Here is an 18,134-nt window from a genome sequence, read left to right as displayed (position 1 = left end):
GACAAGCCGGGCGCTTCGGGGCGTTCATACTCCGCGTCACCATCGCTCAACGATCATCTCACCGTTCCTTCGCGAATCGTTCACGGAACGTCCAGCACCGCTCAGCAAGCTGTCCGGCGACCATAACGCACCAGTAAGTGCGTGCCGGACCTTCGTCGTTGCGGCACGCCACGTTGCTGACCGATCGTCAGGAGACGCGGCATGCCCGCATACAGCAGACGCCACTTCCTCACCGGTACCGCGGCTGCGGCGGCCGCCACGGCCCTTTCGCTGGGCAGCAGCCGGTTCGCGTCTGCGGCCGCCCTCGACCGTGCCGTGGCCGCCACCGCCGCCCGCGCCGTCCGCACCACGGGCACCACCCTCGAACAGGCCGCCACGGCGACGGGCAGCGGCCCGTACAAGCGCCTCCAGGCCGGGCCGGGCTGGCCGCTGGTGGTGCGCACCGAGCTCGCCCAGGCGGCCCCGGCGCGCGACGGGCGGCGCACCGCGCTGGCGTCCTTCGTGCAGTTCACCGACCTCCACCTGGCGGACACCGAGTCCCCGGTGCGCTTCGAGTACCTGGCCCGCTACCTGGACAGCGCGCACCGGCCCCAGGAGGCGCTCACCGTGCGCGGGGCCTCCTCCCTCGTCGAGCGGGTCAACGCGCTGCCCGGCGGCCCGTTCACGGGGAGCCCGTTCTCCCTCGTGATGGCGACCGGCGACAACACCGACAACCACGAGCGGCTCGAACTCGACTGGTACCTCACGGTGATGAGCGGCGGCGAGATCACCCCGAACAGCGGCGACCCCCGCCGCTACGAGGGCGTGCAGAACTCCGGCAGCGCGCTCTACTGGAACCCCGAGGCGTCCTTCCAGGACGGGTACAAGGCCAAGGGCTTCCCGGAGATACCCGGCTTCCTCTCCGCGGCGGCACGGTCCTTCAAGGCGCCCGGCCTGCGCACCCCGTGGTACAGCACCATCGGCAACCACGACGACAGCATCGAGGGCACCCTGCCCGACCTCGGCCTGCTGCACTCGCTCTACACCGGCGACCGCAAGCTGGAGGGGATCGACGACACCGAGGCGGCCAAGCTGGCCGACGCCCTGCGCAACGACCCCGCCGCGGCCGTCCTCCATCTGGCCAAGCTGCTCAAGAGCGGCGGTCCGGTGCGGCACGTCACCCCCGACCCGCGGCGCGCCCCCTTCACCCCGGCCGAGTTCGCCAAGGCCCACCTCGACCCCGCCCGCACCGGACCCGGTCCGGTGGGCCACGGATTCACCGACTCCGCGGTCGACAGCAAGCAGCTGTACTACACCTTCCCGATATCCGACGGCGTCCTGGGCATCAGCCTGGACACCACCAACCCGGCCGGCTGGGCGGACGGTTCGCTCGGGACCGCGCAGCTGAGGTGGCTGGAGTCCGTCCTGCAGTCCCACAGCAGCCGCTGGTACGACACCGACGGCCGCGTCGTGCGGGGCGGGCAGTCCGACCAGCTGGTCGTGCTCTTCAGCCACCACACCAGCGGCTCCATGGGCAACCTGCTGCCCGACCCGCACCACCCCTTCGAGAAGCGGCACGACGGGAACGAGGTGGTGGCCCTGCTGCAGCGCTACCCGAACGTCGTCGCCTGGGTCAACGGCCACACCCACGAGAACCGGATCCTCGCCCACGGCCACGCGACGCCCGAGCGCGCCTTCTGGGAGATCAACACCGCGTCCCACGTCGACTTCCCGCAGCACGCCCGCATCATCGAGATCGCCGACAACGGCGACGGCACGCTGTCGCTGTTCACCACGCTGGTGGAGTCGGCCGCCCCCTACGCGACCGACTTCGGCGACACCTCCGACGCGGGCCTCGCCGCGCTGTACCGGGAGCTGTCCTTCAACGACCCGTACGCCACCCCGGCGAAGAAGCTCGGCGCCGCGGCCGACCACAACACCGAACTGCTGCTGGCCAGGCCCTAGCGCCCCGAAGGGGCGCGGGGAACTGCGCGACCAGCCAGGATGCGCCCGCAGTCGAGTCCCCCAGCTACCGCTGGGGGTGCCCCCAGGGGGCTTCGCCGCCTTCGCCCCGGACCCCTGGGGCAGTGCGTCGACTGCAGGCCGTCGGCGGCTGATCGCGCAGCTCCCCGCGCCCCTTCGGGGTGCAAAGATCCGCCGGACACGCCCTGGCCCCGGGACCTCCCGCAAGGGAGGAACCGCATCAGCCGTGCCGCACCGCACGGAGCGCGTACAGCAGCGGGATCCTCGGCGCGGCGTCCGGCAGCCGCCACCAGCCGCCACCCGCGGGCTCCATGGCGGCGAAGCGCCGCCACGGCAGCAGGTCCGTCTCCCGCAGCACGTCCACCGCCAGGCCCGCGGCGGTCGCGGCACCGACGACCTCGCCGACGCCGTGCCGCCACTCGTAGCTGACCGTGTCCCCCTGCAGGGGCGGGCCGTCGGTGTAGGTGTGCGAGGAGTCGCGGCGAACCGGGCCCCGGCCCTCCAGGTAGTCGTGGCGCAGCAGCAGTTCGTGCTCGCCGGGGACGGGCACCGGGCCCAGGGCGTTGAGGAGCGGGTGGAACTCCACCACGTACAGCATCCCGCCCGGCCGCAGCAGGTCCCGGACCACCTCCGCCCACCGGTGCAGGTCGGGCAGGTAGCACAGGGCGCCCTTGCCCGTGTAGACCACGTCGAACCGCCGCCCGCCGAGGGCCTCGACGGCCCGGTGGACGTCGGCCCGGACGAACTCCGCCTCCCGCCCCGCCTCCGCGGCCAGCCGGCGCGCCTCCGTCACGGACGCCCCGGAGAAGTCCAGCCCGACGGTGCTCGCGGCCCCGCGGCCGGCGAACGCCTGGGTCTCCACGCCCAGGTGGCACTGCAGGTGCAGCACGTCCCGGCCGTGCAGGTCGCCGAGGTCGTCCCACTCGAAGGGCGCGAACCAGCCGTCCGGGGAGCGGGCCCCGTCCAGGCCGTAGAAGTCGCTGGCGACGTGCACGGGGGTGCGGGCGTCCCAGTTCCGGGCGTTGGCGCGCAGCATGTCCTCGGTCGTCGGCGCGTGCTCGTCGGTGGTCATGTGCCCTTTCTACTGCGGGCAGGGGGCCGTGCGGTACGGGCAGGTGCACCCGGCCGCGCCGTCGTGCCTTGCCGCGGAGCGCCCCGGGCACCCGCATACTGCGGTCGTGATCAGCAGATCGTTCACCGCCACTGCCAGCCGCCGCAGTCTGCTGCGCGCACTCGCGGCCGCGGGCGGCCTCGCCGTCGGCGGTGCGGGCCCCGTGCCGGCGGCCGCGGCGCGCCATCCGCTGCCCCGCGCGGCGCGCCGGCACAAGCCGGACCCGGACAAGGCGCACGAGATCCGCTCCGAGTTCGTCCACGCCTGGGAGGGGTACAAGCGGTTCGCCTGGGGGCACGACGAGGTGCGGCCGGTCTCGGGGGGCCACAGTGACTTCTTCGCCCACGGGCACCCCGTGGGGCTGTCGATCGTCGAGGCGCTCGACACGCACCACGTGATGGAGCTGGACACGGAGGCCGACCGGTGCGTGCAGTGGATCACCGGCCACCTGGACTTCGACATCGACGCCGACTTCCAGGTCTTCGAGACCGTCATCCGCCTGGTCGGAGGCCTGCTCTCCGGCTATCTGGCCACCGGCGAGAAGGGCCTGCTCGACCTCTGCACCGACCTGGCGGACCGGCTGCTCCCCGCCTTCACCACCTCGCCGACCGGCATGCCCTACCGCTACGTCAACCTCCGTTCGGGTGAAGTCTCGGGGCCTGTGCTGCCGCTCGCGGAGGTCGGCACCAACATCCTCGAGTTCGGGGTGCTGTCCGACCTCACGCACGACTCCCGCTATCGCAAGGCCGCCAAGCGGGCGCTGCGCGCGGTCTTCCAGCGGCGTTCGTCGCTCGACCTGCTGGCCACGAGCATCAACGTCGAGACCGGCCGCTGGGCCGACCATGACGCCGTCGCCTTCAACCCCCCGGTGGACTCGTTCTTCGAGTACCTGTGGGGCGGCTGGGCGATGTTCCGCGACGAGGACTGCCTGACCTGGTTCCGCATCCTGGAACCCGCGGTCAAGAAGCACCAGGCCGAACGCGTGGGCGAGCTGCTGTGGTTCAAGAACGTCGACTTCCGCACCGGAAACCTGCTCAGCAGGCGCCAGTCGTCCCTGGCCGTCGCCATCCTCCCGGTCGGCGGGGACAACACCCTGGCCGCGGACTACTTCCGCTCCTGGACCGCGGTCCTCGACAAGTACGCCGTCATCCCCGAACTGATCGACTACGCGCACCTCGACGTCGTCGACCCCCACAACCAGCTGCGCCCCGAGTACGCCAACTGCGCGTTCGAGCTGTACTGGCAGACCGGCGACCCCTTCTACCGCACCGCGGCATGGCGCTACTTCAAGAACCTGCGGACCCACCACCGCGTCCCCGGGGGCTACACGGTCGTCACCGACGTCACCCGCAAGCCCATGCCCAAGGGCGACCACTGCCCGGCGTACGTCTTCGCCGAGAACTTCAAGTGGCTCTACCTCACCTTCGCCGACGCCCCGCGCTTCGACTACACACGGGGCTACCTCAGCACGGAGGGCAAGATCCTGCGGGGGCTGCGGCGGCGGGCGTGACTTCCGCCGACCGCCCCCGTTTATCGCTCGTTTCACCCCCCGGCATAGAGTCGAGTCTGCTGCGACCGCGGCCGCGGAAACATCCCAGGAGCTGGGGGGTTGACATGCCGGAGAAGCGCAAGAGCGGCCCCGGGGCCGAATGGCTCCACCGCGCTCTGCCCGCCATGGCGGCGGATCCCACGACTGTGCCGGAACTGGCCGGCGAACTGTCGCGCCTCGTGGGCCAACTCATCCCGCACGACGGATACATGCTGGCGGGCCTGGACCCCAGCTGCTTTTACCACAGGAGAAACGGCTACCGCCCGGACACGTCCAGACACCTGGACCGGTCCCACGCCATCATGCCGACGGAGGGGACCGACAGCGAGATACGCATCGCGCTGACGCTCGGCGGGGTGCCCTGGGGCGGCCTGACGCTCCTCCGGGAACTGGGGAACCGACCGTTCTCGGAGACGGACGCGACACACGCCGAACGCCTCGCGGACTCCCTCGCCGCCGCCCTGAAACGGTTCGTGGCCGCCCGGCCACTGCGGCCGAGCCGCCACAGTCTGCCGCCGGGCCTCGTCGTCATCGGCGCCGACGACAAGATCCAGGCCATCACCCCGTCCGCACGCGCCTGGCTGGGCCAGTTCATGCCCGGGGCCTTGCTGGCGAGCGACGAAGAACTCATCCACCGGCTCTGGGACATCACCTGCTCGGCACGCTGCTCCAACCATCCGGTACTCAGGTGTGTTCCAACACCCGACGGCTGGATCGCGGTGCACGCGCAGTTCCTGAACAACAACGACAACAACGGCGAAGGCGAAGGTGAAGGCGACCCGGGCACCGAACGGCGCGTCGTAGCGATCACGTTCCAATCCGCCCCGGCCACCCTTCTCCTGTCCACCGTCTCAGCCTGGTACGGGCTCACGCCGCGAGAGCAAGTGGTCGTCGGACACCTCCTGCAGGGCTTGCCCATCAAGGGCATTGCCCGCGTCCTCGACAGATCCCCCCACACGGTGATCGAACATCTCCGGTCCATCTACCGCAAGACCGGCACGGCGGGCCGCGAAGAACTCGTCGCCAGCCTCATTCACTGAGGGCTGTCAACCCCCACATACACGGGATACCGACGAGCCCGTGGGGAGGCCACCATCATGCGTGGCCGACTTGAAGGGACGGCATCACCGTGAAACGGTTCAACAGACCCAAGTTGATCGTGGCGCTCCTGGCGTTACTGGCCATGCTGACCGCGGTGCCGGCAAGCGCCATCACCGCGTCGAAATCCAGCCCGAGGACCGAGGCCACCGCGAAGGTCCAGGACACCAGCATCACGGGCCTCTACCAGCTCAACGCCAATGGTTCCACCGGCACCTTGCACATCCTGAGCGTGAACCAGGGCCAGGTGCAGGCCGACATGCGGTACGACGCGGTCGGGTTCGACGAACACGTGAGCGGCACCTGGGACGGCTCCGCTCGCACCTTGACCCTGGTCCGCCCGTTCGGCCCCGCCCCCGGCAACCAGACGTACACGCTGTGGCTGGGCGGCAGCGCCTCCTACCCCGCGCATCTGATGTTCGGCGGCTACTTCACCGAATCCGGTGCCCAGTACGGCGCATACGCCAACTACATCTGGAACGGCTGAGAAGCGGAGGCCGACCATGTTCTCCAAGCTCTCCGAGTTCGCCAACAGATCCCGAGCGGTACGTGGCCTGGGAACCGCCACCTGCGGTCTGGCCGTCGGCCTGCTCGTGGCCGTGCCGATGTCCTCGGCCACCGCGAACTCCACGGACTCCGCGGCTCACCACACCGCCGCCAAGACCACCTCGTCCACCTCGTCCACCTCGTCCACCTCGGCGTCATCCGGACTCTGGGTGGTGACCGACTACTCCGGCAACTTCGTCCGCGGCAGCAACGTCGTCGGCATGACGAAGTTCGGCACCGGCCGTTTCGAAGTCACGTTCAACCAGAACGTGGCCTACTGCTCCTACGTGGCAACGGTCGGCGATCCGTCCAACAATCTCGTCTACAACCCGGGCCTGGTCTTCACCGCCGGCGGCCACAACGGCGCCAACGGCGTCTACGTGGAGACGAAGAACCTCGGCGCGGGGCTGGAGGACCGCCCGTTCCACCTCCAGGTCGCCTGCTGACCCCAGTCCTCCGTGACTACCAAGGCGGCCCCACCCTCGGAGGGCCGCCTGTCGCTCACGCAGCAACCTGGCGGATTCCCTGACGGGGCACCGGGCAAGAACCGCGGATGGACGATCAGCGCCAGGCCGAACTCCACGACAAACGGCAGGTAGTTCAGCGAGCCGGACACGTCGTGCGGCGTCGGCCAGCGCGGTGCACGCGGCCGGCGGCCGGGTGGCGTCGTTGATGGCCAAGCCGAGGGCGGCTCGGCCGGGAGTGATGGCGCTCGTCGCGCCGCGGTGGCCAACAGTCCCAGGACGACGGGGAGTTTCTGCGCGTACCTGCTCAACAGTGCCAGAGCCACCAGGGCGCCGGCGGACATCGAAACGGCTTGCGGCACGGTACGACGCCTGCCCGCCCCAGGCCGGGCGCCGTTCGGCTCGTGCAGCTGAGCTATGCGCCGGACCACCCGCCTGCGGCCAAAGGGGGCACGTCAGAGCACCGACGCGCGCAGCGAGACTGCGCAGCTCGGTGGTCTTGAGCCCTGGCCTTGGGCCGTCCGCCGTGGCTGCCTTCCCTGACGGCAGGTACCTGGCCTTCGAGAGGGTTCTCGAGTTGAATGCCGCCGCCTTGGAACTGGTCGGACAGCGCCGTCAGTTCGGCGGTGTTGCGCGGCGAGATGATCGAGGCGGTGCTGGAACCGCTGTTTCCGAAGGGCAAGAAGCCTGGACGGCCGCCGACGTGGGCCAGGCAGCAACTGATCGACGGCATAAGGCTCGGCACACAATCGAGTGCGGCATCAACCGCCTCAAAAGGCACCGCGCCGTGGCTACTCGCTACGACGAGCTCGCGGTCCGCTATGAAGCAACCGTCCTGATCGCAGCCATCAACGAGTGGCTGCGACCAGCACTTTCACCAGAGGCTCGGGAGAAGCCGTCAGCGGTGGCCCAGCACGTTGACCACCGTCCACTGGGGTCGCGGACAAAGAACCGTCGCACGCCCCACTCCTCGTCCTGCAAGAGGTGAATGATCTCCGCACCGCTCTCCCGCAGACCGCATAAGAGGGCATCTGATCTAGGTTCGCTGCGCTCTGTCCGGTCCGGTGACCAGGACTTCGGTGGGTCGTTGCACGGCTCGTGACTGTTCGACGTCCGTATCGCAGTGACGTGTCCGATGCCCGGTGGGCCTTGATCGAGCCGGTCTTCATCCAGTGGCGGGCACGGCGGACCGGTCCCGGCACGGCGGCCCGGGTGCACGACTTGCGGGAGATCGTGAACGCGATCCTGTACGTCAACCGGACCGGGATCCCGTGGGAGTACCTGCCGCACGACTTCCCGCCGCACAAGACCGTCTACGACTACTACGCGAAGTGGGAGGCCGACGGCACCACGCAGCAAGTTCACGACCTCCTGCGCGACCGGACCCGTCGGGCACACGGACGCGCGTCCAGTCCGTCCGCGGCCGTGCTGGACGCGCAGAGCGTGAAGACCTCCTCCAACGTCGCCGAGACCGGCCAGGGCATCGATGCGAACAAGAAGATCAAGGGCCGCAAGCGCCATCTGGCCACCGACACCCTCGGCCTCCTGCTCGCTGTGATCGTCACAGCCGCCTCGGTGCACGACACCGCCGGCGGCAAGCAACTACTGGACCAAGTTGCCGTTTCCCACCCGGAGGTGGCCAAAGTCTGGGTGGACGGCGGCTACCAGAACTCCGTGATCAACCACGGGGCCCGGCTGGGCATCGACGTCGAGGTCGTGAAGCGACCCGCGACCAGCGGTTTCCAGCCCATTCGGAAGCGTTGGGTGATCGAGCGGACGTTCGGCTGGCTAATGCAGCACCGTCGGCTGGCGCGCGACTACGAAGCCCTGCCCCAGCGATCCCGGACAATGATCCACTGGGCCATGACTAACACAATGAGCCGCAAACTCACCGGAGAATCCACACCAAGCTGGCGAATTGAATCCGGCGAAACGGGCGTTCCAGCCTGAACGTTGATCAGATGCCCTCTTAATGGCAACGGATCGCCGTGCCAGCGCAGACGCTCACGATCAACCCCGCATGCCAGAATTCGCCCGATAGGGGTGGCTCTCGTTCACCCTGCCGAAAACACGTAAGCCCCGACATCGCCGACTACGCCTCGCCGGAGGGGGCAACCCCGCCAACGTGGTCCGCCCGTGCCCCGACGAGGCCGACACGGCCCGCCTGCTCGCGCTTGCCTGGTGGGACCGGCCCGCCGAGCAGCTCACCCGCCTCCTGCGCACCGTCATGTCCGGCACCGTCGACGACATCGAAGCCGCCGCACCCACAGCCTGACCCCACGGGCGGCGCCGGGCTGCATCCATGGGTGCTCGCACCTGCCAGTGCCTTTGCCCAGCGTCATGCGTGAGTCCAGATGCAGAATCCACCCCGGCCGCCTTGCGCTGGACGGCGGCTCTGCTGTGGCGCGGGGCAGGCGCCTCGCCGACTGTTGGGCTGTGGACGGACCACCATCCCGATCCGGCCGGTAAGGAGCTCGACCCATGGCCATCACGATGACCGACCACTCGGTGCCGCACACCTCGACCGTCCCCGCAACGGCGGGCCAGAAGGTCGAGCTCTTCGTGCGGGAGCGCGACGGTACGCCGCCCGGTCCGCCCGCGGACCGCAAGGCCGTCCTCATGCTGCACGGCAGGAGCATTCCGACGCTGACAGCCTACGATCTCCAGCACACCTCGTACGGGTGGGCCGAAGCCCTCGCCCGGGCCGGGTACGACGTGTTCATGATGGACCTCCAGGGCTCGGGCCTGTCGCCGCGTCCCCGGATGGAGGACCCGTGCAACGTCGGCCCCAACGAGCAGGGCGCGGTCAACCCTCCGCTGTCGGGTCCGCGCACCGCGAGCTACCCCTTCGTGCTGACCAACTCCCAGAGCGACCAGGACGAGCTCGCCACCGTCGTCGAGTTCATCCGCAGCACACGCAACGTCTCGAAGGTCGCCTTCATCGGCTGGTCGGCGGCCGCCTTCGCGATGGGGCCGTACGCGGTCAAGAATCCGGGGAAGGTGGAGAGCCTGTTCCTGCTTGCCCCGATCTTCCCGCCGCTGGGCCCGCCGAACCCGCCGACGCTGCCGGTGCCGGGCTTTCCCACCCACGTCCTCACCCTGAAAGGCCTCGACCAGGCCTGGACCAACGAGGTGCACTGCGCGGACCAGCGTGAGCCCGGCATGGTCGACGTCGTGTGGAGTGCTCTGATGGACATCGACCCCATCGGTCGCACCTGGGGACCGGTCGACTCATCCACCGGGAAGCCCGTGGGCGCGAGCCGGTACCGGAACTTCGTCACGTGGGGCTGGAACAACACCACGGCCGGGCAGGGAGGTGTCCTCGGCGGAAGCGTGCCCGTGCTGATCGTGCACGGCGAGTTCGACAAGACGGCCAACACGACACCGCCCAGCTCCAACCCGGTACTCGACTTCCACGTCCCCGCGCTCTACGACGCCATCGCGGGCACTCACAAGATCCTGGTCACGGCGAAGTGCGCAAGCCACCAGATGCCCTGGGAGGTCCAGCACAAGAACCTGCACAACCTGTCCAAACACTGGCTCGACCAGGCCAAGGTCGACGGAAAGACGACGGGCCGTTTCGAGATGGACGAGAACGGCAACATCAGCCCGGTGTCATGACCCCGCGCACCGGAGCCTCCCTCGGAGGAGAGCGTGCTCAAGCCGCCGGGGTGTCGACCTAGTGTGATGAGCCATCCGATGGTGACGAGCATGTCGCAGGGTCCCGGTCACGTCTGCCGGCGTGTGTGGACGTCACAGTCGCGGGACACAGCCGGCACAGACCGGCCCGGTTCCCCGCACTCGCCCCTCAGGCGTCCGCCATCACAGGCTTGTCGCCGACCGTCCTGCCCATGTCGATGATGCCGAAGGCCGCGCCCTGCGGATCGCCGACTGCCGCGAACCGCCCGAAGGGGCTGTCCATCGGGCCGAAGAACACCTGCCCGCCGTGCACCGTCAGCTTGTCGATGGTCGCGTCGCAGTCGCCCACGGCGAAGTAGACGCTCACGTACGAGGGTGCCTCGGGCGGCAGGTCGTCCGGGCCGACGGCCATCCGGCCGAGCACGGGCTGTCCGCCGACGTGGAAGATCTTGTAGTCGGCCTGCTCCGTGTCCATCTTCTTCACCGTGTACGGGAAGACGGCCGGGAAGAAGGAATCCGCCTTCGCCGCCTCGCGGGTCATCACCTCGGCCCAGGCGTACGAGCCGGGCGCGCCCTGCTTCTCGAAGCCCTCGTGGGTACCGGCCTGCCAGACGCCGAACGTGACGCCGCCCGGGTCCTTGGCGATCACCATCGTGCCGAACTCGCCGACCTGCATCGGCCCCATCAGCACCTCGCCGCCGTTGCCGCGGATCTTCTCGGCGGTGGCGGCGGCATCCGGCGAGGCGACGTACAGGCACCACGCGGACGGAGCCGACCCGCCGTCCTGGCCGGGCATCGGCGGCACGATGGCGGCCACCGCCTTGCCGTCCGAGTACGCCTGCGTGTAATTGCCGTACTCCGACGTGCTCTCGCCGAAGGTCCAGCCCAGCACGTCGCCGTAGAACGCCTTCGCGCCCTCCAGATCGGTGAACATCGCGTCGGCCCAGCAGGGCGTGCCCTCAGGTAGCGCAGCCATCCTTCTGCCCTCTCGATGCGGCGGCGGGCACGCATCGCTGTATGCGTATGCGCGCTTCGCCCCTCTTCGCCACCCTAGTCAGTCCATCGCCCGAGCGCGCGCCCGGCTGCATGGCCGTCTGGCCGGTTCCTCCCCTTGTCGGCTGATCTTGGCGGCGGTTAGCGTCACCACGTTCCATGCGCTGTACATCCATGTTTCGTGACGACGCGGTGTTCCCGCCTGTCCGAGGAGGCTGTCGCATGCCCGAGTTTTCCGAGCCCGTCGAGGCGTCCCCTTCCGTCGCCGAGGCGAACCGGGGAATCATCGACACGATTCCACCGAACGCCGAGGACTTCGAAGACGCCCGGCAGGGCCTGGTCGCGCTCCCTCCGATCCCCGCGATCCCGGCCCGCCGGCAGGGAGACCGGGTGGTGTGGAACTTCGTCGCCTACGACTTCCTGAGCGACTCCGAGGTGTCCGAGGCCCCGCCGAGCGTCAACGCGAGCCTGTGGCGCCAGGGACTGCTCACCGCCCAGGCCGGGCTCTTCCAGGTCGCGTCCTACGAGCACGGTGCGATCTATCAGGTCCGCGGCTACGACCTGTCCAACATGACCATCATCGAAGGCGACTCGGGCATCCTCGTCATCGACCCGCTCGCCAGCTACGAGACCGCCCAGTGGGCGCTCAAGCTGTACCGGGACACGACGGAGAGCAAGCGGCCGATCGTCGGCATCATCTACACCCACAGCCACGTCGACCACTTCGGCGGCGTCCGCGGTCTGTTCCACGAGCGCAACGACGTGATCGACACCGACATCCCGGTCATCGCGCCCGACGGCTTCCTGGAGCACGCCGTCAGCGAGAACGTCTACGCGGGCCCGGCCATGGCACGGCGCTCGGAGTACATGTACGCGGCCAGACTCGACAAGGGCCCGCACGGGCAGGTCGGTTCCGGTCTCGGGCTGACCATCTCCACCGGCGAGGTCACGCTCATCCCGCCGAACGTGAACATAGGCGGCACCGGCACCGCACCCGTCCCGCGCGACCAGTGGTCGTCCAAGGACGTCATCGCCTGGCGGCCCGGTCTCTACCGGCAGCTCCTCGACGGCATCCGGCTGATCTTCCAGCTCACGCCCGGCACCGAGGCCCCCGCGGAGATGAACATCTACCTCCCGCAGGCCCGCGCCCTGTGCGCCGCCGAGAACGCCACGCACACCCTGCACAACCTCCTCACCCTGCGCGGCGCCCAGGTGCGAGACGCCCACGCGTGGTCGAAGTACCTCACCGAGACGATCCAGACCTTCGGCGAGCACACCGACGTCGAATTCGCCTCCCACCACTGGCCCCGCTGGGGCAAGGAGAAGATCGTCGAGTACCTGAGCACCCAGCGGGACCTCTACGGCTACCTCAACGACCAGTCGCTGCGGCTGATCAACGCGGGCAGGACGGGGATCGAGATCGCCGAGGAGCTGGAACTGCCCGCCTCGCTCGCCGGCCACTGGTACACGCGCGGCTACTACGGCTCCCTCAGCCACGACCTCAAGGCCGTCTACCAGCGCTACATGGGCTGGTTCGACGGCAACCCCGCCCACCTGTGGAACCTCCCCCCGGCCAAGGCGGGCGTCCACTACGTGGAGGCCATGGGCGGTGTCGACGCCGTCGTCGCCAAGGCCCAGGAGGCGTACGACCGCCACGAGTACCGCTGGACCGCCGAACTCCTCAACCACGTGGTCTTCGGCCACCCCGAGGACAACGCATCCGCCAAGGAACTCCAGCACAAGGCCCTGACCCAGCTCGGCTACGGCTCCGAGAACGGCACCTGGCGCAACTTCTACCTCACCGGCGCACACGAACTGGCCCACGGCATCGAACGCCCGGCCAACCAGGAAGCCGGCGACCTCGTCCTCAGCATGACCCTGGAGCAGTACTTCGCCACCCTGGCCCGCACCATCGACGGCCCCGCCGCCGGCCGCGAACAGAGCGACCCGATCGTGCTCCAGTGGCTGGTCAACGGCGCCGAAGAGGAGGCCTGCACAACGACCCTGCGCAACGGCGTCCTCGTCTACGTACCCGGCAAGGACCACTTCGCCGGAACCCCGCAGACCGTGATCAAGCTGACCCGCGAGGTCCTCAACGGCCTGATGTACGGCCCCAAGGGCTTCAAGGACGCCTTCGACGCCGCCGTCCGCGACGGGCTCGTCCAGATCCCCGAGGGCAAACAGGATTACGCGGACACGGTCTTCGGCTATCTGACCGCCTCCGCCCCCTCCTTCCCGATCGTCGCCCCCACGGGCGAGGGTGCCACGGCAACGCAGGGGTGAGGCCCTGAGGCGAGGCCCGGGGCGCTTCGGCACCGGCCCCGGGCCGCGGTCAGCGTGTCGGTTCCGTCAGGCTCCCGCTTCCACCGTCATCACCTCCCGCGCCCGGCGCCCCGGCACCATGCCCAACTGCCGGGTCTGCCAGCCCCGTTCGGTCTCGATGCAGGTTCACCCGGCACCCTCTGAGCCGATGTGGGCGAGCAGCGGAGCGGCGCCGTCCTCTGCGGCGATCCCGCGGGCGAGTTCGGCTGCGCGGTGCGGTGGAACCGTCCAGAGCTGCACGGCACCGGGGAGGCGAGTTACAGCGCGCGTTCCAGACGGTCCGCCATCAGCTTCACGAACCGGGCCGGTTCCTTCGGCTGGCCGCCCTCGGCGAGCACCGCCAGGCCGTGCAGGAGTTCGGCGGTCCCGGCGAGTTCCGTGCGGTCCTCGCGCTCCTTGTACGCCTGGTTGAGGCCCTTCACCAGCTGGTGGTCCGGGTTGAGTTCCAGGATCCGCTTGGCGCGGGGCACCTCCTGGCCCATCGCGCGGTACATGTTCTCCAGGGCCGGAGTCAGGTCGTGTGCGTCGGAGACGATGCAGGCCGGGGAGGCGGTGAGGCGGGAGGACAGGCGCACGTCCTTGATGTCCTCGTCGAGTTGCTCCTTCATCCAGCCGAGCAGCCCGGCGTACTCCTCGGTCTGCTTCTCCCGCTCGCCGTCGGAGGTTTCCTCGTCCTTGGCGTCGAGGTCGATATGGCCCTTGGCGATGGACCGCAGCTTCTTGCCCTCGTACTCGCCGACGGCGTCGGCCCACACCTCGTCGACGGCGTCGGTGAGCAGCAGCACCTCGATGCCCCGGTCCCGGAACGCCTCCATGTGCGGGGAGTTCTCGATGCCCTGCCGGGACTCGCCGCTCAGGTAGTAGATGTCCTCCTGCCCGTCCCGCATCCGCTCCACGTACTGCTTGAGCGTGGTCGGCTCGGTGTCGTGGTGCGTGCTCGCGAACGACGCGACGGTGAGGAGGGCGTCGCGGTTCTCCGCGTCGGTGACCAGCCCCTCCTTCAGGACGGCGCCGAACTCCCGCCAGAACGTGGCGTAGCGGTCCTGGTCCTTGGCCATCATGTCCTTGAGCGTGGACAGGACCTTCTTCGTCAGGCGTCGCCGCATCATCTCGATGTGGCGGTCCTGTTGAAGGATCTCGCGGGAGACGTTGAGCGAGAGGTCCGCCGCGTCGACGACGCCCTTGACGAAGCGGAGGTAGGGCGGCAGCAGTGCCTCGCAGTCGTCCATGATGAACACGCGCTTGACGTACAGCTGCACGCCGCGCTTGGAGTCCCGCGTGAACAGGTCGTGCGGGGCATGGGCGGGGAGGAACAGCAGGGCCTGGTACTCGAAGGTGCCCTCGGCCTGGAGCCGGATCGTCTCCAGTGGTTCGCGCCAGTCGTGGCCGATGTGCTTGTACAGCTCGTGGTACTCGTCGTCGGACACCTCGTTGCGCGGCCGCGCCCACAACGCCTTCGTGGAGTTGAGCGTCTCGGGTTCGGCAGAACCTTCGGCAGAACTCTCGGGCACCATCCGGATGGGCCAGGTGATGAAGTCCGAGTACCGCTTGACGATCTCCCTGATCTTCCACTCGGAGGAGTAGTCGTGGAGCTGGTTCTCCGGGTCGGCCGGCTTGAGGTGGAGCGTGACCGAGGTGCCCTGCGGCGCGCCGTCGGCCGTCTCCAGCGTGTACGTGCCCTCGCCGCGCGACGTCCAGCGGGTGCCCTGGCTCTCGCCGGCGCGCCGGGTCACCAGGGTGACCTCGTCCGCCACCATGAAGCCGGCGTAGAACCCGACGCCGAACTGGCCGATGAGCCCCTCCGCCCCGGCCGCGTCCTTGGCCTCCTGCAGCTCCTGGAGGAACTTCGCGGTGCCCGAGTTGGCGATGGTGCCGATGAGTTGCCCGACCTCGTCGTACGACATCCCGATACCGTTGTCCCGCACGGTGAGGGTGCGGGCCTCCTTGTCGACGTCGATCTCGATGTGCAGATCGGACACGTCGGCGTCCAGCGCATCGTCCCGCAGCTTCTCCAGACGCAGCTTGTCCAGCGCGTCGGAAGCGTTGGAGACGAGCTCCCGCAGGAACACGTCCTTGTCCGAGTAGACCGAGTGGATCATCAACTGCAGCAGCTGACGTGCCTCTACCTGAAACTCAAACGTTGCGGTCGACATATACGTGAATACCTCGCAGTTCCCATCGCCGGAGCTGATCGCAGCCACTGTAAAACACCACGTCAGGACGGTGGCCGGAGTACGGGGAACGATGCACGGAGAGCTGACCGGCGCGAAGGGCCTGCCTGCGCCTTCGTCCGGCACACGCCTACACCTCGATGTGCGACCCCATGATGACCGTCCGGTCGCGCGGCAGGCCGAAGTACTCGGCGGCGTCGGCCGTGATGTAGGAGGTGGCGATGAACAGCCGCTTGCGCCAGGCCGCCATCGTGGGCGCCTTCCCCCGCCGGAGCTCGATCTTCGACAGGAAGTAGGACGCCTGACCGGGCTGCAACCGTCCCTCGGTCTCCGCCGGGCCGAGCAGGGCCAGCGCGCCGGGCACGTCCGGTGTCTCCATATAGCCGAATCGGGCGGTGACGTGGATGATCCCGTCGTCGGCGTAGCCGAGTCCGTCGACGGCGATCCGCCGGTGGTCCGGGACGCGGGGCACGGGCTCGGTCTCGATGGAGAGGATCACGACCTGGTCGTGCCGTACGTGGTTGTGCTCGACATTGGCCCGCATGGCCAACGGCGCGGTCTGCTTGCCCCGGTTGAGGAAGACGGCCGTGCCCGGGACCCGGAGTGTCGGCGCCTTTCCGCTGCGCAGGTGGTCGATGAACTCGCTCAGCGAGCCTTCGTGCCGTGCTCGTTCCGCGGTGACGAGTTCGCGGCCGCGCTGCCAGGTCGTCATGACGGTGAACGCGATGAGCCCGATCAGCAGCGGCAACCATGCGCCGTGGACGAGCTTGGTCAGGTTGGCGGCCACGAACAGCAGGTCCACGAAGAGCAGTACGGTCGCGCCGACGGTGACCAGCCACACGGGTGTGCCCCACTTCGCACGGGCGACGTAGAAGAACAGCAGGGTGGTGATGGTGATGGTGCCGGTGACTGCCATGCCGAACGCGAACGCCAGCGCCGTGGAGCTGCGGAAGGCGAAGACCAGGGTGAGGACCGAGACCAGCAGCAGCCAGTTGATCCAGGGCACGTAGATCTGGCCCATGGTGGACTCGGAGGTGTAGGCGATCCGCAGTCTCGGCAGATAGCCGAGCTGGGCGGCCTGGGAGGTGAGCGAATAGGCGCCGGTGATGACCGCCTGGGAGGCGATCACCGTCGCCGCCGTGGCCAGCAGGACCATCGGCAACCGCCCCCAGGCCGGCACGAGCAGGAAGAACGGGCTGCTGACGTTGGCCGGACCGGCGAGAACCAGCGCGCCCTGGCCGAGGTAGCTCAGCACGCACGCGGGGAAGACGAGGATCAGCCAGGCGCGGGTGATCGACCGGCGGCCGAAGTGCCCTATGTCGGCGTAGAGCGCTTCGGCGCCGGTGACCGCGAGCACGACCGCCGCCAGAGCGAAGAAGGCGGTGCCGAAGTGGCCGGACAGAAAGCCCAGGGCGTAGGCCGGGGACAGCGCCCTGAGGATCTGCGGGTGGTCGGTGATGCCGGCGACGCCGCACGCGCCGATGGCCAGGAACCAGGCGATCATCACGGGCCCGAACACCCGGCCCACTGCTGCTGTTCCCCTGCGCTGCACCAGGAACAGCACCACGATGATCACCGCCGTGCCCGGCACGACCGCGCTTTCCAGCGACGGCTCGACGACCTTGAGCCCCTCCACCGCGGAGAGCACCGAGATCGCCGGCGTGATCATGCTGTCGCCGAGGAACAGCGACGCGCCGAAGATGCCCAGAGCGGCCAGTGCGGCGGCGGCCCGCCGGCCCCGCTGCGCGTTCCCCCGGTGCAGCAGGGTGATCAGCGCCATGATGCCGCCCTCGCCGTCGTTGTCGGCGCGCATCGCCAGCAGCACATAGGTGATCAGGACGATGATCACCACCGACCAGAAGACGAGCGACACCACCCCGTACACGTTCTGCGCGGTGACCGTGACGGGGTGCGGGTCACCCGGGTTGAACACGGTCTGGATGGTGTAGATCGGGCTGGTCCCGATGTCACCGAAGACCACCCCGAGCGCGCCGATCACCAGCGCGGAACGCACCGTGTCGTGCTCGCTCGGGCGATGGGCCTCCGAGGGCAGCGACGCGGAGCCGTCGTCCGGCGGATTCCCGTGCTGCCGATCGGCCATGGCGCTTCTCCTCCGCGCAAGCTGCTGTGCGGCGGACGATACCGATCACTCGATACAACCTCCGGTAGGTGAGCATCTCCTCGCCCCGAACGGCCGCTCCGCGCCACAAATGGGCGAAGCACGCCTGCGGCCGGCGGGAAAGCCGGGATGCCCTTGCGCGCACACGACTGCAGCTCTG

The 18,134-nt window shown here is 69.0% G+C and carries 13 protein-coding genes and 1 pseudogene; 9 read left to right on the top strand and 5 right to left on the bottom strand.

Annotated features, from left to right (window positions below):
* Positions 1–201 precede the first annotated feature (201 nt).
* The gene (locus ACMATS_RS35470) at positions 202–1,944 is read left to right on the top strand and encodes a TIGR03767 family metallophosphoesterase (protein WP_414170312.1); all 1,743 of its coding nucleotides are present in this window, start codon (positions 202–204) and stop codon (positions 1,942–1,944) included.
* 238 nt (positions 1,945–2,182) lie between these two features.
* Here the strand turns inward: ACMATS_RS35470 and ACMATS_RS35465 are convergent, their stop codons facing one another.
* Positions 2,183–3,034 (bottom strand): class I SAM-dependent methyltransferase, encoded by an 852-nt coding sequence (locus ACMATS_RS35465; protein WP_414170311.1) that lies wholly within the window; start codon positions 3,032–3,034, stop codon positions 2,183–2,185.
* A gap of 106 nt (positions 3,035–3,140) precedes the next feature.
* On the opposite strand from ACMATS_RS35465, the gene ACMATS_RS35460 reads away from it, so the two are divergent.
* The 4 genes from ACMATS_RS35460 (at position 3,141) to ACMATS_RS35445 (ending at position 6,712) form a co-directional block, all read left to right on the top strand.
* Complete coding sequence (locus ACMATS_RS35460; RefSeq protein WP_414170310.1) at positions 3,141–4,583, top strand: glycoside hydrolase family 47 protein; 1,443 nt, start codon at positions 3,141–3,143, stop codon at positions 4,581–4,583.
* A gap of 104 nt (positions 4,584–4,687) precedes the next feature.
* On the top strand, positions 4,688–5,662 hold the full coding sequence (locus ACMATS_RS35455; protein ID WP_414170309.1) for a helix-turn-helix transcriptional regulator: 975 nt from the start codon (positions 4,688–4,690) through the stop codon (positions 5,660–5,662).
* 89 nt (positions 5,663–5,751) lie between these two features.
* Positions 5,752–6,207: a hypothetical protein gene (locus ACMATS_RS35450; protein ID WP_414170308.1), complete on the top strand. Its 456-nt coding sequence runs from the start codon at positions 5,752–5,754 to the stop codon at positions 6,205–6,207.
* Positions 6,208–6,223: 16 nt separating this feature from the next.
* Positions 6,224–6,712, top strand: a complete 489-nt coding sequence (locus ACMATS_RS35445) for a hypothetical protein (protein ID WP_414170307.1) — start codon at positions 6,224–6,226, stop codon at positions 6,710–6,712.
* A 916-nt stretch (positions 6,713–7,628) separates the two neighbouring features.
* Here ACMATS_RS35445 and ACMATS_RS35440 read toward each other — a convergent pair.
* Positions 7,629–7,741: pseudogene (locus ACMATS_RS35440) on the bottom strand (glyoxalase); the annotation flags it as partial.
* Positions 7,742–7,828: 87 nt separating this feature from the next.
* Between ACMATS_RS35440 and ACMATS_RS35435 the strand changes: the two are divergent.
* The 3 genes from ACMATS_RS35435 (at position 7,829) to ACMATS_RS35425 (ending at position 10,351) form a co-directional block, all read left to right on the top strand.
* Positions 7,829–8,680, top strand: coding sequence for an IS5 family transposase (locus tag ACMATS_RS35435; RefSeq protein WP_414169457.1), 852 nt, complete (start codon positions 7,829–7,831; stop codon positions 8,678–8,680).
* A 175-nt stretch (positions 8,681–8,855) separates the two neighbouring features.
* Positions 8,856–9,005, top strand: coding sequence for a hypothetical protein (locus tag ACMATS_RS35430; protein WP_414170306.1), 150 nt, complete (start codon positions 8,856–8,858; stop codon positions 9,003–9,005).
* A 206-nt stretch (positions 9,006–9,211) separates the two neighbouring features.
* Entirely contained in the window at positions 9,212–10,351 is a 1,140-nt protein-coding gene (locus tag ACMATS_RS35425) for an alpha/beta fold hydrolase (RefSeq protein WP_414170305.1), read from the top strand.
* Between the two features lie 187 nt (positions 10,352–10,538).
* Here ACMATS_RS35425 and ACMATS_RS35420 read toward each other — a convergent pair whose 3' ends face one another.
* On the bottom strand, positions 10,539–11,345 hold the full coding sequence (locus ACMATS_RS35420) for a VOC family protein (RefSeq protein ID WP_414170304.1): 807 nt from the start codon (positions 11,343–11,345) through the stop codon (positions 10,539–10,541).
* Between the two features lie 239 nt (positions 11,346–11,584).
* Between ACMATS_RS35420 and ACMATS_RS35415 the strand changes: the two genes are divergently transcribed.
* Complete coding sequence (locus tag ACMATS_RS35415; RefSeq protein ID WP_414170302.1) at positions 11,585–13,645, top strand: alkyl/aryl-sulfatase; 2,061 nt, start codon at positions 11,585–11,587, stop codon at positions 13,643–13,645.
* 296 nt (positions 13,646–13,941) lie between these two features.
* On the opposite strand, the gene htpG is transcribed toward ACMATS_RS35415, so the two are convergent.
* Positions 13,942–15,837, bottom strand: coding sequence for a molecular chaperone HtpG (gene htpG, locus ACMATS_RS35410; RefSeq protein ID WP_414170301.1), 1,896 nt, complete (start codon positions 15,835–15,837; stop codon positions 13,942–13,944).
* Between the two features lie 148 nt (positions 15,838–15,985).
* Positions 15,986–17,956, bottom strand: a complete 1,971-nt coding sequence (locus ACMATS_RS35405) for a potassium transporter Kup (protein WP_414170300.1) — start codon at positions 17,954–17,956, stop codon at positions 15,986–15,988.
* Between the last annotated feature and the right edge of the window lie 178 nt (positions 17,957–18,134).

Origin of the sequence: Streptoverticillium reticulum, assembly GCF_047456005.1 — a bacterium.
Taxonomy (GTDB): domain Bacteria; phylum Actinomycetota; class Actinomycetes; order Streptomycetales; family Streptomycetaceae; genus Streptomyces; species Streptomyces reticulum.
The sequence above is the reverse complement of the archived record's forward strand: the minus strand, read 5'-3'. Positions and strand labels throughout refer to the sequence as shown.